Source organism: Escherichia sp. S10b (assembly GCF_028421345.1).
In the GTDB taxonomy this organism is placed as follows: Bacteria; Pseudomonadota; Gammaproteobacteria; order Enterobacterales; family Enterobacteriaceae; genus ECMA0423.
Map to the genome: position 1 here is coordinate 1 of NZ_JAHZSO010000149.1, position 14,167 is coordinate 14,167.

11 protein-coding genes, 1 other RNA gene and 2 pseudogenes are annotated in these 14,167 nt (G+C 49.1%); 6 read left to right on the forward strand and 8 right to left on the reverse strand.

The window, feature by feature from the left end; translation table 11 throughout:
* The 4 genes and pseudogenes from FTE26_RS08925 to FTE26_RS08940 form a co-directional block, all read left to right on the forward strand.
* On the forward strand, positions 1-2,566 hold a 2,566-nt coding region (locus tag FTE26_RS08925; protein ID WP_272457555.1), incomplete at its 5' end, for a host specificity protein J.
* A 68-nt stretch (positions 2,567-2,634) separates the two neighbouring features.
* On the forward strand, positions 2,635-3,234 hold the full coding sequence (locus FTE26_RS08930; RefSeq protein WP_001233122.1) for an Ail/Lom family outer membrane beta-barrel protein: 600 nt from the start codon (positions 2,635-2,637) through the stop codon (positions 3,232-3,234).
* Between the two features lie 64 nt (positions 3,235-3,298).
* Positions 3,299-6,531: pseudogene (locus tag FTE26_RS08935) on the forward strand (phage tail protein).
* Positions 6,531-7,115, forward strand: coding sequence for a tail fiber assembly protein (locus tag FTE26_RS08940; protein WP_063115154.1), 585 nt, complete (start codon positions 6,531-6,533; stop codon positions 7,113-7,115). Before FTE26_RS08935 ends, FTE26_RS08940 begins: the two are co-directional and overlap by 1 nt.
* A gap of 112 nt (positions 7,116-7,227) precedes the next feature.
* Here the strand turns inward: FTE26_RS08940 and FTE26_RS08945 are convergent, their stop codons facing one another.
* From FTE26_RS08945 to smpB, 6 genes and pseudogenes are all read right to left on the reverse strand, one after another.
* Positions 7,228-8,175: a hypothetical protein gene (locus tag FTE26_RS08945; RefSeq protein ID WP_000627053.1), complete on the reverse strand. Its 948-nt coding sequence runs from the start codon at positions 8,173-8,175 to the stop codon at positions 7,228-7,230.
* A 237-nt stretch (positions 8,176-8,412) separates the two neighbouring features.
* A pseudogene (locus FTE26_RS08950) lies at positions 8,413-8,648 on the reverse strand (DinI-like family protein).
* A 303-nt stretch (positions 8,649-8,951) separates the two neighbouring features.
* Entirely contained in the window at positions 8,952-9,320 is a 369-nt protein-coding gene (locus tag FTE26_RS08955) for a hypothetical protein (RefSeq protein WP_000551278.1), read from the reverse strand.
* A 2-nt stretch (positions 9,321-9,322) separates the two neighbouring features.
* Positions 9,323-9,784, reverse strand: coding sequence for a hypothetical protein (locus FTE26_RS08960; RefSeq protein WP_000353836.1), 462 nt, complete (start codon positions 9,782-9,784; stop codon positions 9,323-9,325).
* Positions 9,785-9,966: 182 nt separating this feature from the next.
* Positions 9,967-10,329, reverse strand: a transfer-messenger RNA (tmRNA) gene (gene ssrA / locus FTE26_RS08965).
* Between the two features lie 214 nt (positions 10,330-10,543).
* Positions 10,544-11,026 carry an SsrA-binding protein SmpB gene (gene smpB / locus FTE26_RS08970; protein ID WP_000162574.1) on the reverse strand — a complete coding sequence of 161 codons (483 nt, stop codon included), beginning with the start codon at positions 11,024-11,026 and terminating at the stop codon, positions 10,544-10,546.
* 170 nt (positions 11,027-11,196) lie between these two features.
* Between smpB and ratA the strand changes: the two genes are divergently transcribed.
* The gene (ratA, locus tag FTE26_RS08975; protein WP_001341638.1) at positions 11,197-11,634 is read left to right on the forward strand and encodes a type II toxin-antitoxin system toxin RatA; all 438 of its coding nucleotides are present in this window, start codon (positions 11,197-11,199) and stop codon (positions 11,632-11,634) included.
* Positions 11,624-11,914: an RnfH family protein gene (locus FTE26_RS08980; protein ID WP_001117838.1), complete on the forward strand. Its 291-nt coding sequence runs from the start codon at positions 11,624-11,626 to the stop codon at positions 11,912-11,914. The genes ratA and FTE26_RS08980 overlap by 11 nt, the downstream gene beginning before the upstream one ends.
* A 61-nt stretch (positions 11,915-11,975) precedes the next feature.
* On the opposite strand, the gene bamE is transcribed toward FTE26_RS08980, so the two are convergent.
* Both bamE and recN read right to left on the reverse strand, forming a co-directional pair.
* The gene (gene bamE / locus FTE26_RS08985) at positions 11,976-12,317 is read right to left on the reverse strand and encodes an outer membrane protein assembly factor BamE (protein WP_001203437.1); all 342 of its coding nucleotides are present in this window, start codon (positions 12,315-12,317) and stop codon (positions 11,976-11,978) included.
* 148 nt (positions 12,318-12,465) lie between these two features.
* A complete protein-coding gene (gene recN, locus FTE26_RS08990; protein WP_000880910.1) occupies positions 12,466-14,127 on the reverse strand; it encodes a DNA repair protein RecN in 1,662 nt (553 codons plus the stop codon).
* Positions 14,128-14,167: the final 40 nt, after the last annotated feature.

Sequence of the window (14,167 nt, forward strand, 5' to 3'; positions counted from 1 at the left end):
CCAGCATTGCGATCAGTCGGTGCCGGACGGTTTTGGCGGCACGGAGCCGCGCATCACCTGTAATGCGTACCTGACCACACAGCGTAAGGCGTGGGATGTGCTCAGTGATTTCTGCTCGGCGATGCGCTGTATGCCGGTATGGAACGGGCAGACGCTGACGTTCGTGCAGGACCGACCGTCGGATAAGGCGTGGACCTATAACCGCAGTAATGTGGTGATGCCGGATGATGGCGCGCCGTTCCGCTACAGCTTCAGCGCCCTGAAAGACCGCCATAATGCCGTTGAGGTGAACTGGATTGACCCGAACAACGGCTGGGAGACGGCGACAGAGCTTGTGGAGGATACGCAGGCCATTGCCCGTTACGGTCGTAACGTCACGAAGATGGATGCCTTTGGCTGTACCAGCCGGGGGCAGGCACACCGCGCCGGGCTGTGGCTGATTAAAACGGAGCTGCTGGAAACGCAGACCGTGGATTTCAGCGTGGGTGCCGAAGGGCTTCGCCATGTGCCGGGTGATGTTATTGAAATCTGCGATGATGACTATGCCGGTATCAGCACCGGCGGGCGCGTGCTGGCGGTGAACAGCCAGACCCGGACGCTGACGCTCGACCGTGAAATCACGCTGCCATCCTCCGGTACCACGCTGATAAGCCTGGTTGACGGAAGTGGCAATCCGGTCAGCGTGGAGGTCCAGTCCGTCACCGACGGCGTGAAGGTAAAAGTGAGCCGTGTTCCTGACGGCGTTGCCGGATACAGCGTATGGGGGCTGAAGCTGCCGACGCTGCGCCAGCGCCTGTTCCGCTGCGTGAGTATCCGTGAGAACGATGACGGCACGTATGCCATCACCGCCGTGCAGCATGTACCGGAAAAAGAGGCCATCGTGGATAACGGGGCGCACTTTGACGGCGACCAGAGCGGCACGGTGAATGGTGTCACGCCGCCAGCAGTGCAGCATCTGACCGCAGAAGTCACCGCAGACAGCGGGGAATACCAGGTGCTGGCCCGCTGGGACACGCCGAAGGTGGTGAAGGGCGTGAGCTTCCTGCTTCGCCTGACCGTGGCAGCGGATGACGGCAGTGAGCGGCTGGTCAGCACGGCCCGGACGACGGAAACCACATACCGCTTCACGCAACTGGCGCTGGGGAATTACAGGCTGACAGTCCGGGCGGTAAATGCGTGGGGACAGCAGGGCGATCCGGCATCGGTATCGTTCCGGATTGCCGCACCGGCAGCGCCGTCTCGGATTGAGCTGACGCCGGGCTATTTTCAGATAACCGCCACGCCGCATCTTGCGGTTTATGATCCGACGGTACAGTTTGAGTTCTGGTTCTCGGAAAAGCGGATTGCGGATATCAGGCAGGTTGAAACCACAGCACGCTATCTTGGTACGGCGTTGTACTGGATAGCCGCCAGTATCAATATCAGGCCGGGCCATAATTATTATTTTTACGTTCGCAGTGTGAACACCGTTGGCAAATCGGCATTCGTGGAGGCTGTTGGTCAGCCGAGTGATGACGCATCCGGCTATCTGGATTTTTTCAAAGGCGAGATAGGGAAAACCCATCTGGCTCAGGAGCTGTGGACGCAGATTGATAACGGTCAGCTTGCGCCTGACCTGGCTGAAATCAGGACATCCATTACGGATGTCAGCAATGAAATCACACAGACCGTCAATAAGAAACTGGAAGACCAGAGTGCGGCAATCCAGCAGATACAGAAAGTTCAGGTTGATACAAATAATAACCTGAACAGCATGTGGGCTGTGAAGCTGCAGCAGATGCAGGACGGACGCCTTTATATCGCGGGTATCGGTGCCGGTATTGAGAATACGCCAGCAGGAATGCAGAGTCAGGTGCTGCTGGCGGCAGACAGGATTGCGATGATTAATCCTGCGAATGGCAACACAAAGCCGATGTTTGTTGGTCAGGGCGATCAGATATTCATGAACGAAGTGTTCCTGAAATATCTGACGGCTCCCACCATTACCAGCGGCGGTAATCCTCCGGCATTTTCCCTGACACCGGACGGGCGGCTGACGGCGAAAAATGCCGATATCAGCGGTAACGTGAATGCGAACTCCGGGACGCTCAACAATGTCACGATAAATGAGAACTGTCAGATTAAAGGGAAACTGTCAGCCAACCAGATTGAAGGCGATATTGTCAAAACAGTGGGTAAGGCTTTCCCGCGGGACTCCCGGGCACCGGAGCGGTGGCCATCAGGGACCATTACCGTCAGGATTTATGACGATCAGCCGTTTGACCGGCAGATTGTTATTCCCGCGGTGGCGTTTCGTGGCGCTAAACATGAGCGGGAGAATAACGATATTTATTCGTCATGCCGCCTGATAGTGAAGAAAAACGGTGCTGAAATTTATAACCGTACCGCGCTGGATAATACGCTGGTTTATACAGGTGTTATTGATATGCCTGCTGGTCGCGGTCACATGACGCTGGAGTTTTCGGTATCAGCGTGGCTGGTAAATGACTGGTATCCCACAGCCAGTATCAGTGATTTGCTGGTTGTGGTGATGAAGAAATCCACAGCAGGTATCACGATTAGCTGAATTTTCATAACCCATATGCGGGCGCCATTTCTGGCGCCTTTTTTATTGCAGAAAAGCGAGAGGTAATTATGCGTAAAGTTTGTGCAGCCATTTTGTCCGCAGCCATCTGTCTGGCCGTATCCGGTGCGCCTGCATGGGCGTCTGAGCAGCAGGCCACGCTGAGCGCAGGGTATCTTCATGCCCGTACGAACGCTTCCGGCAGCGATAATCTGAACGGGATTAACGTGAAATACCGTTATGAGTTTACGGACACGCTGGGGCTGATTACGTCATTCAGTTATGCCAACGCTGAAGATGAGCAAAAAACGCATTACAGCGATACCCGCTGGCATGAGGATTCCGTGCGTAATCGCTGGTTCAGCGTGATGGCGGGGCCGTCTGTGCGCGTGAATGAATGGTTCAGCGCGTATGCGATGGCGGGTATGGCTTACAGCCGTGTGTCGACTTTCTCCGGGGATTATCTCCGCGTAACTGACAACAAGGGGAAAAAGCACGATGTGCTGACCGGAAGTGATGACGGTCGCCACAGCAACACGTCTCTGGCGTGGGGAGCTGGCGTGCAGTTTAACCCGACCGAATCCGTGGCCATTGATGTCGCTTATGAAGGCTCCGGCAGTGGTGACTGGCGCACTGACGGGTTCATCGTGGCTGTTGGTTATAAATTCTGATTAGCCAGGTAACACAGTGTTATGACAGCCCGCCGGTTCAGGCGGGCTTTTTTGTGGGGTGAATATGGCAGTAAAAATTTCAGGTGTACTGAAAGACGGCACAGGAAAACCGGTACAGAACTGCACAATCCAGCTGAAAGCAAAACGTAACAGTACCACGGTGGTGGTGAACACGCTGGCATCTGAAAATCCGGATGAAGCCGGGCGTTACAGTATGGACGTTGAGTACGGTCAGTACAGCGTTATTCTGTTGGTGGAAGGATTCCCGCCGTCACATGCCGGGACCATCACAGTGTATGAAGATTCCCGACCCGGTACGCTGAATGATTTTCTCGGTGCCATGACGGAGGATGATGCCCGTCCGGAGGCACTGCGCCGTTTTGAGCTGATGGTGGAAGAGGTGGCGCGTAACGCGTCCGTGGTGGCACAGAACACGGCAGCCGCGAAGAAGTCAGCCAGTGATGCCAGCACATCAGCCCGTGAGGCGGCAACCCATGCGACTGATGCTGCAGGCTCAGCACACGCAGCCAGCACGTCAGCCGGACAGGCCGCGTCGTCGGCTCAGTCAGCGACTTCCAGCGCAGGAACGGCATCAACAAAGGCTACTGAAGCATCAAAAAGTGCTGCCGCTGCAGAGTCCTCAAAAAGCGCGGCAGCTACCAGTGCCAGTGCGGCAAAAACGTCAGAAACGAATGCGGCAGCGTCACAACAATCAGCCGCCACTTCTGCATCCACCGCGACCACGAAAGCGTCAGAAGCTGCCTCCTCAGCCAGGGATGCGTCGGCTTCAAAAGAGGCGGCAAAATCATCAGAAACGAGCGCAGCCTCGAGCGCCAGTAGTTCCGCTTCCTCGGCAACGGCGGCAGGCAATTCCGCGAACGCGGCAAAAACGTCCGAGACGAACGCTAAGTCTTCTGAAACGGCAGCGGAACAGAGTGCCTCCGCAGCAGCAGACTCAAAAACAGCGGCTGCATCATCTGCCAGCGCCGCGTCAACAAGTGCCGGGCAGGCCTCAGCCAGTGCCACCGCTGCCGGAAAATCGGCAGAAAGTGCTGCATCGTCCGCTTCAACAGCCACAACGAAGGCTGGCGAAGCCGCTGTACAGGCCAGCGCAGCAGCGAGGTCTGCTTCCGCAGCGAAGACATCCGAAACGAATGCGAAAGCGTCGGAAACCCGTGCAGAATCCTCAAAAACGGCAGCCGCATCGTCCGCCAGTTCGGCAGCGTCATCGGCATCATCTGCGTCTGCTTCAAAAGATGAGGCGACCAGACAGGCGTCAGCAGCGAAGGGCAGCGCCACGACGGCATCCACGAAAGCAACAGAGGCGGCAGGCAGTGCGACGGCAGCATCTCAGAGCAAAACTACTGCTGAATCCGCTGCGACCCGTGCGGAAGCTGCTGCTGATCGTGCTGAAGAGATTGCCGGTGCAGTTGCGATGGAAGACGCAAGCCTTACAACTAAAGGTGTTGTGAAACTTAGCAGTGCTGTTGATAGCACCAGTGAATCGCTGGCCGCAACGCCAAAAGCAGTTAAAGCAGCCAATGACAATGCGAATAGCAGGGTGCCATCTAACCGAAAAGTTAACGGAAAAGCATTGACTGCGGATATAACATTAACGCCGAAAGATATTGGTACTTTAAATTCAGTAACGATGTCTTTCTCTGGCGGGGCTGGGTGGTTCAAACTGGCTACGGTTACCATGCCACAAGCGAGTTCCATCGTTTACATCGCATTGATTGGTGGCGCTGGTTACAACGTCGGTTCCCCACATCAGGCAGGCATTTCAGAACTGGTTCTACGAGCAGGCAATGGAAACCCCAAAGGAATTACCGGGGCTTTGTGGAAGCGTACAGCCGTCGGATTAACGAATTTCGCCTGGATCAACACATCCGGCGATACATATGATATTTACGTTGAGATTGGCAATTATGCGACGAGTGTAAATATCCATTGGGATTGTACTGCAAATGCGTCAGTTTCTGTTTATACCTCGCCAACATATTCAGCGAGTAAGCCTTCCAGCGTTACCTATGGTGTTGTTTATACGATGTATAGCTCACATCAGAAACCTACACCATCAGATATTGGAGCACTGCCAACAACCGGAGGAACAGTTTCAGGTCCGTTGTCTGTTACAGGTGGATTAACTGGTTCATTGAATGGTAATGCAAGTACAGCCACGAAATTGCAGACGGCAAGATCTATCGGTGGAGTTGTTTTCGACGGTTCTGCAAATATTAACCTTCCAGGTGTAAACACTACGGGTAATCAGAACACCACTGGTAATGCTGCAACTGCTACAAAACTTCAGACTGCAAGAAAAATATCCGGTGTTCCATTTGATGGTTCTACTGATATCACTTTAACCGCCGCGCATGTGGCTGCTTTTGCCAGAAGGGCAACGGATACATATGCCGATGCGGATGGGGGCGTTCCCTGGAATGCCGAATCAGGCGCTTATAAGGTCACCCGCTCTGGCGACAGCTATATTCTGGTTAACTTCTATACCGGAGTCGGAAGTTGCCGGACCTTGCAGATGAAGGCGCATTACAGAAATGGTGGTCTGTTCTACCGTTCTTCAAGAGACGGTTATGGTTTTGAGGAAGACTGGGCAGAAGTTTATACCTCGAAAAATCTTCCACCAGAAAGCTACCCAGTCGGCGCACCAATCCCGTGGCCATCAGATACCGTTCCGTCTGGTTATGCCCTGATGCAGGGGCAGACTTTTGACAAATCTGCCTACCCGAAACTTGCAGCCGCTTATCCGTCAGGCGTGATCCCTGATATGCGTGGCTGGACGATTAAGGGCAAGCCCGCCAGTGGTCGTGCCGTATTGTCTCAGGAACAGGACGGCATAAAATCGCACACCCACAGCGCCAGCGCATCCAGTACGGATTTGGGTACGAAAACCACATCGTCGTTTGATTACGGCACTAAATCCACGAATAACACCGGGGCGCATACCCATAGTTTAAGTGGCAGCACGAATGCAGCTGGTAATCACAGCCATAGAGATGGCCGTCGATTTAACCCCAGTGTTTTTAAAGATAGGTACAAGGCTCAGTAGGTATGTCTACGGGGTGGTTAGCTAATACCAGTACAGATGGTAATCATAGCCACTCACTGTCCGGCACAGCAGCATCTGCAGGTGCACACGCGCATACTGTCGGTATTGGTGCTCATACGCACTCTGTTGCGATTGGCTCACATGGACACACCATCACCGTTAACGCTGCTGGTAACGCGGAAAACACCGTCAAAAACATCGCATTTAACTACATTGTGAGGCTTGCATAATGGCATTCAGAATGAGTGAACAACCACGGACCATAAAAATTTATAATCTGCTGGCCGGAACTAATGAATTTATTGGTGAAGGTGACGCATATATTCCACCTCATACAGGTCTGCCTGCAAACAGTACCGATATTGCACTGCCAGATATTCCGGCAGGATTCGTAGCCGTTTTCAACAGTAATGAGGCATCGTGGCATCTCGTTGAAGATCATCGGGGTAAAACGGTTTATGACGTGGCTTCCGGCGACGCGTTATTTATTTCTGAACTCGGACCGCTACCGGAAAATGTTACCTGGTTGTCGCCGGGAGGGGAATATCAGAAGTGGAACGGCACAGCCTGGGTGAAGGATACGGAAGCAGAAAAACTGTTCCGGATCCGGGAGGCAGAAGAAACAAAAAACAGCCTGATGCAGGTAGCCAGTGAGCATATTGCGCCACTTCAGGATGCTGTAGATCTGGAAATCGCAACGGAGGAAGAAATCTCGTTGCTGGAAGCATGGAAGAAGTATCGGGTGTTGCTGAACCGTGTTGATACATCAACTGCACCTGATATTGAGTGGCCGATAATTCCTGTAACATCATAGTCATTATTTATTTGTTTTGCTGACATGTTGTATACGACAACGTGTCAGCAGTTTGACTGGTATTATAACGAATATATTGTAATGTTTTCTGGTGTTATTAATTGTTGTTTTATTACCATATATCTATGGGTTTTGTTTTCTGCTCATCTAAACAAAATGCACAGATGTAAGCCCCCTTACTTCGGTTGTACTGAACCGTTTCTAAAGCAGAGTCAAGATGTTTACTATCAAAGTTCCAGCTTTTTTCCATAACAGAAACACATTTTCTGCAATAGAAACTTTCTTTTGAGTTAGTATCTCCTGAATCATTTTTAGTGTAGCCAAAGAATTTTTTTGCTGATTCCTTTGAACATGCGGAAATGGCTGCAGTGAACTCATAATGAGTTTGAAGCATAGCCCATACAATACCTGAAAATTCTTCATCCTCGTCTTCATCTAATCCTATATTAATGCCGCCAGAGGAATGTATTGCTTTATATTTATACCTATGCCATATCCAGTGTGCTGATTCAGTATTTAGATAGTTGTGAGCACGTACAACTGATGTGAAAATTAGCTCTGGCATTATATCTGTTTTTTTATCAACCGTATGCATAAAACGATTTCTTAGAATGCGCATACTATTAAACCAAGTAATAAAGTCATCAGGCAGTGATTTAGAGGCGAAAGTATTATATACTTTAATTAAATCTTGGGCGTCTAATGTGTGGAAGTCTGAAAATGAAATGTTACCTTCACTATCAGGTTTAGGTGTATTGCGAGTTGCATTCGTGATAAGTAGATAAGGTGATATTTCGACGATAAGTCCTTTTAGTCTGAATTCAATAGATTGAAGTATCAAATTAAAAGATGTAATCAATTTTGGTCTAGCAAATAACCAATAATGCTCTAAATTTTTAATATCTGATTCTGTATAGAATTCAGACGTTTTACAATAACTATTCCAAAGGTTTATATCTCTGTAATCATAAGCTAAATCGGCAATTTTTTCCCAAGCCTCATTTACCATGTGGTCAGCCATTGTATAAAAATCAGTCTTTGTTGGAATGTCAGTTATCATTATCAATCTACCTTTGGGTCTTTATTGTTGTCTATCAAGATATAATATTCAGGCTGGAGTGGCTAATGTTGATCTACTTATTTTCTCCCGGTAAGTCAGTTTATCGCGATATAAGCCGCATTTGATTTTGGCGACTATGGTCGTGTTAGGTATGTATCTGGCGTGTTACTGCGCCAGATTAAATATAAACCAATAATATTAAAGGGTGTTACTCTCTTGACAGATTTAGGGAACAAATCACTCGTCAGCTGACTCCCAAGTATCTTTCAGAGTTTCCTGAACAAAAGTTTTAGCTGAATCTTTATCGGCGGTGCGCCTAACAGAAAAACCATCGTTGCTGGTGGCTTTTACGATCATCTCCACATCGTCATAATGCTCGCCAATGTATTGGGTTAATTCTTCCTTTAATGCGTCTACAGCGCCGTTTGGCATTTGGTCATTTTGTCTTTGGCTATGGAGATCTCAATACGCATAACATTTCTTTTGTACTGCGTTTGTAGACAGTATTATTCTTATCTGTGTAAATAAACAGTATCAAGACTTCGTTTTAGCTGCATAAGAAAAAAGAGATGGATACATTCGGAAAGATTTTGATGGTGGTAGGCTAAGTGAATAGCCTAAAGGTGTTTTACCCCAATTATTCCCCGGTATTTCTCCGCATAAAAAACAATCATAAAAACAACAGCCATAATAGGCTGGTTCTTAAGGGATTTTTGGTCCACGAGAGAATTTGAACCTCCGACCCCCGACACCCCATAATGGTGTAATTAATCAGGTTAAATATTTAGCAGATCCTCTACAATATCATTAAACCCAGATGCCTGTTTAGATACAGAATTGAATAAGTCTCTAAGTGCTTGTGTTTGCTCAAAAGTTTCCCAAAGTGTTTTATAACTTGGCGTTACAATTGCTAATACTAAGCCTTCCGCCCATGACCATTCATGTTCATCAAAATAGTAGCGATATTTTCTGCTGTATATAACAAAATCCTTTTCCTTATATTTAGCATGAAACACAACTTGAATTATATCCTGTGTACCATTAACAAGGTTTTCAGGCGCATCAATTGCCATCCAATTTATCATTTTTTGGACAGTTAACTTATTTAATGAAACAATTAGCTTTGTGGTTTTATCGTTATGCATAATTAGTCCAGTTGCATATCTTTCACAATTTCGTTAACTCTTGAGTTGAGTATACTCAACTTCTCATAGAGCTTCCAGGCTTGGTCTTGGTCATTGATATTAATGGAGATTTCTTTTCTTCGAAAGATTCCTTTGGGTTTGACTTCATCAAAAAATATATCAATCTTTGAGCGTTCCTTGGTTGGAAGCCTGCTGAAAAGGCTTTCAGTTAGCACTGCACACTCAGTAAACTCCTTACGTATAAATTCTTTCTGAGTAACCCAGTCTCCAATAGCATCATTTATCAATGAGGCTTTTTTTTGAAGATTGCTATGGATTTCAGGTATTCGAACCTTGTTTCTGAGAGTGGCCTTCAATGAACGCGTCGTAAAAAAAAGTTTTACAGTTACAACAAAACCTACAATACCCGCTAGGGAGGATATGTCAGTTACCGTCTGTGATAGGGGCCAAGTCAGGATATCCATGATGAAAAATCCAATGCTTAAGTTGATACGAAAAAACCCGCATATGCGGGTTTTTTCGTCGCTCGGGAGCCGCGGCTCCTTTGCGTATCCTTTTTTGTCTCCTCACCGTCTGGTCGGTGTCCTGCTGAGACTGCTAACTTCCTGTTTTTGTTGGTGTTGTCCTTACACCGTCCAATCATGATTGGTGGAGCTGGCGGGAGTTGAACCCGCGTCCGAAATTCCTACATCCTCGGTACTACATGCTTAGTCAGTCTTTACATTCGCTTGCCAACTGCGGACGGACACGCCACTAACAAACTAGCCTGATTAAGTTTTAACGCTTCAACCCCAGGCAGGGCTTCCACGCGATCTCTTTTGGGTTTGACCTCTCTTGATCCCCGTCCTAAGAGCGGAGGCTAGGGAGAGAGGGCTCTAAGCAGGTTATTAAGCTGCTAAAGCGTAGTTTTCGTCGTTTGCGACTATTTTTTGCGGCTTTTTACGAGGCCAACCGCCCCTCGGCATGCACCTTGGGTTTCGCAAATCCCGTCGAATCCAGAATCAGCCCCAATGTGTAAAGGTAAGTATACCAGATTTATGAGCGCCATGACCAGCCTCAATGGCGTTATCGTTAAAGATTTAGCACCCATGTAGCCTGATTTTTATTCGATTAAGCAATGGGATGGCAACATTTGTGTCGGATGTGATAGCCAATAAGATGTTCATTCGCGCCGCCGGAGAGGGAGGCGCGGTGAGGAACTGGTCAATAATTGGAGTGCAGGTTTAACGGTGGGCGTTTTTCATGATACGTGCTTTATCCACCTGCCATTCGCGTTCTTTGATATCTGAACGTTTATCGTGCTGTTTTTTACCTTTGGCGACGCCGATTTTCACTTTGCACCAGGCATTTTTCCAGTACAGGGAGAGCGCCACTACGGTATAGCCTTCTCGATTGACGCGACCGTACAATGAGTCCAGTTCGCGCTGGTTGAGAAGTAACTTGCGGGTACGGGTAGGATCGCACACCACATGCGTGGAGGCCACGGCCATTGGCGTGATGTTAGCGCCAAACAGAAATGCCTCTCCGTCACGCAGAAGGACGTAGCTGTCGCTGATATTGGCTTTTCCTGCGCGCAGGGATTTAACCTCCCAGCCTTGCAGGGCAAGTCCCGCTTCGAACTCTTCTTCGATAAAGTATTCGTGACGGGCGCGCTTGTTAAGCGCGATGGTCGCTGAACCAGGTTTATGTGCTTTTTTCTTCGTCATAAGCGTCGTGAATCATCGGTAATCTGAAATCGAAAACACCCCATATCAATCCTGCGGGGGACAAGGCTCTATCTTAGCATGAACCCGATGTTACCCAGCGCCGGGATAGCGTTTTTTTTACAGCAGGATAAATGATATTATTTGTTGGATTTTTGTTGATGGAAATTGTTATGCCTCAGATTAGCCGGACCGCACTGGTACCCTACAGCGCGGAGCAAATGTATCAGTTAGTGAATGACGTTCAGTCTTATCCTCAGTTTTTGCCGGGTTGTACCGGAAGTCGGATTCTGGAGTCCACTCCTGGGCAGATGACTGCGGCGGTAGATGTCTCTAAGGCTGGGATCAGCAAAACGTTTACTACCCGCAACCAGTTGACCAGTAACCAAAGTATTCTTATGAATCTGGTGGATGGGCCGTTCAAGAAATTGATTGGTGGATGGAAGTTTACGCCGCTGAGCCAGGAGGCGTGTCGTATCGAGTTTCATCTCGACTTTGAGTTTACCAATAAGTTGATTGAACTCGCCTTTGGTCGCGTGTTTAAAGAGCTGGCGTCTAATATGGTCCAGGCTTTTACGGTTCGTGCGAAAGAGGTTTACAGTGCCAGGTAAAATTGCCGTTGAGGTGGCTTATGCGCTACCTGAGAAGCAGTACCTGCAGCGCGTGACGCTGCAGGAGGGCGCGACGGTTGAAGAAGCTATTCGCGCCAGTGGCTTGCTGGAATTGCGTACCGATATCGATTTAACTAAAAACAAAGTCGGCATTTACAGCCGTCCGGCAAAACTAAGCGATAGTGTGCATGATGGCGATCGGGTGGAGATTTATCGCCCTCTCATTGCCGATCCGAAAGAGCTTCGCAGGCAACGAGCAGAAAAATCAGCGAATAAATAACAGACAGAAAAAAGGTGCTCATTGAGCACCTTTTTTAACGTCTTTGAGAGCAACTTTATTATTAGTTACCACTCAGCGCAGGTTTGTTATCAATATTGGTCAACACACCGCTACTGTTAAAGGTCAGCGTCAGCGTTTGCTGCGTTACACCTTCATGACCTGGTTGCTGGCGGAAGACATAGAACCAGGTATTCGTACCAAATGGATCGGACATCAGCGGTGTACCCAATGCGTACGCAACTTGTTGTTGCGTCATGCCAACACGTATTTTGGATACGTCGTTAGCGGTCAGATAGTTCCCCTGGTTGATGTCAGGACGGTAAACCACTCGCTCCAGAGTGGAACAGCCTGCGGTCAACATCAATAGTACTGCTGCTGCAGCAGTCAGCGTTTTACAGCGCATAGTGATTTGATTCCTTTTCGGGCCCGAGCAGTACGTGGCTCATCTGTAATATGCCGATGATAATAGACCTTTCATCACTTTAAAACCTTTTGCTTTCCGGTCTTACGGCGTTTTGCTGTTTACTCTGACCGTGAAGCAGGAAAAAAGTTTACGCTGCAAGCAGTTCTTTCGCATTCGCCAGTGTATTACGTGTGACTTCACTGCCACCAAGCAGGCGCGCCAGCTCTTGTAACCGCGCTTTTTTATTCAGGGATTGCATATGCGTTTCTGTCATCGCACCATCGGTTTCTTTGCTGACAAAATAGTGTTGATGACCACATCCCGCGACTTGTGGCAGGTGGGTAACACACATCACCTGAGTTGATTCGCCGAGTTGACGCAGCAGTTTGCCGACAACTGCCGCTGTTGGACCGCTAATCCCTACATCCACTTCATCAAAAATCAGTGCCGGGGTTTCCATTTTACGCGCCGTGATGACCTGGATTGCCAGTGCGATGCGGGACAATTCACCACCGGATGCGACTTTGGCAATAGGCTGCATTGGCTGACCTGGGTTGGTGGTTACCCGAAACTCAATACGATCGGCACCGTCAGCGCCCAGGTGATGCTCGTCAAATTTAACATCGATCGTAAACTGCCCATGCGGCATTGAGAGCGCATGCATACTGTCGGTGATCAGCTGTGCAAGTTCTTCTGCATATTGCTGGCGTTGTTGGTGTAATGCGCGCGCGATTTCCAGTGCCTGCTGATGATGTTTCGTTACCGCCAGCGCAAGCGTTTCTTGTGAGTCGGCCTGATCGTCCAGTTGCTGCTGTTCTTCCAGTAGCGACTGGTAATACTGTGGCAATGCCTCAGGGCTGACGTGATGTTTACGTGCCAGCGAAATCTGTTTTGAGATGCGCTGTTCAAGTTCAAATAGTCGGTTGGGATCGAGATCCAGACGATCGCAGTAGTGGCGCAGTTCATCGCTGGCTTCAGCAATCTGGATGGTAGCTTCTTCCAGCATATCAAGTACGCCGGACAGTTTGCTGTCCATGCCAATCAATTCGCTCACCAGTTGTTTAGCCGTGTAAAGCTGACTTTGCAGGTTTGCGTCTTCACCGTCGGCCATTAATGCCAATGCATTCTGGCTGGTGGTCAGCAATTGACCGCTGTTCGCCAGACGTTTGTACTCTTCGTCGATTTGTTCAAACTCTCCGGGCTGCGGATTAAATTCGTTAAGTTCTTTTAATTGGTATTGCAGCAGTTCCGCACGGGCAGCGCGTTCCTGACTTAACTGTTGATGATGCGCGAGGTCACGGCAGCTTTGATGCCACAACTGATAACGTGCTGTCATTTCCTGGAGTAGAGAGGTTTCATTGGCATAGCCATCAAGCAGGAACTTTTGGTGCTCGGGTTTGGTGAGTAACTGATGAGCGTGCTGACCATGGATCTGAATCAGCAACTGACCCAGTTCGCGCAGTTGTGACAGAGGAACAGCTGTACCGTTGATGAAACCACGGGAGCGACCATCGCTGCTGATCACGCGACGAAGCAAACATTCATGCCCGTCTTCAAGCTGGTTTTCTTCCAGCCAGCGCAGAGCCGCTGGCGTATCTTTCAGAGAAAAACGGGCGCACAGGTCAGCGCGAGCAGCGCCGGTACGCACCATGTCGGCTTCAGCGCGACCACCGAGACAAAGACCGAGGGCATCTATTGCAATAGATTTACCCGCGCCGGTCTCGCCAGTTATTACGGTCATGCCGCTATGAAAATCAATCTCAAGCTCACGAACGATAGCAAAGTTGCTGATGGTCAGTTGTGCCAACATAGTCGTTTTCCTGTATGAAAAACCATTACTGTTATTGTGT

What these genes read in the sequence shown, in the direction of transcription:
- FTE26_RS08930 (WP_001233122.1), top strand. Translation starts at nt 2,635, where the DNA reads ATGCGTAAAGTTTGTGCAGCCATTTTGTCCGCAGCCATCTGTCTGGCC.
- FTE26_RS08940 (WP_063115154.1), top strand. Translation starts at nt 6,531, where the DNA reads ATGGCATTCAGAATGAGTGAACAACCACGGACCATAAAAATTTATAAT.
- FTE26_RS08945 (WP_000627053.1), bottom strand. Translation starts at nt 8,175, where the DNA reads ATGATAACTGACATTCCAACAAAGACTGATTTTTATACAATGGCTGAC.
- FTE26_RS08955 (WP_000551278.1), bottom strand. Translation starts at nt 9,320, where the DNA reads ATGCATAACGATAAAACCACAAAGCTAATTGTTTCATTAAATAAGTTA.
- FTE26_RS08960 (WP_000353836.1), bottom strand. Translation starts at nt 9,784, where the DNA reads ATGGATATCCTGACTTGGCCCCTATCACAGACGGTAACTGACATATCC.
- smpB (WP_000162574.1), bottom strand. Translation starts at nt 11,026, where the DNA reads ATGACGAAGAAAAAAGCACATAAACCTGGTTCAGCGACCATCGCGCTT.
- ratA (WP_001341638.1), top strand. Translation starts at nt 11,197, where the DNA reads ATGCCTCAGATTAGCCGGACCGCACTGGTACCCTACAGCGCGGAGCAA.
- bamE (WP_001203437.1), bottom strand. Translation starts at nt 12,317, where the DNA reads ATGCGCTGTAAAACGCTGACTGCTGCAGCAGCAGTACTATTGATGTTG.
- recN (WP_000880910.1), bottom strand. Translation starts at nt 14,127, where the DNA reads ATGTTGGCACAACTGACCATCAGCAACTTTGCTATCGTTCGTGAGCTT.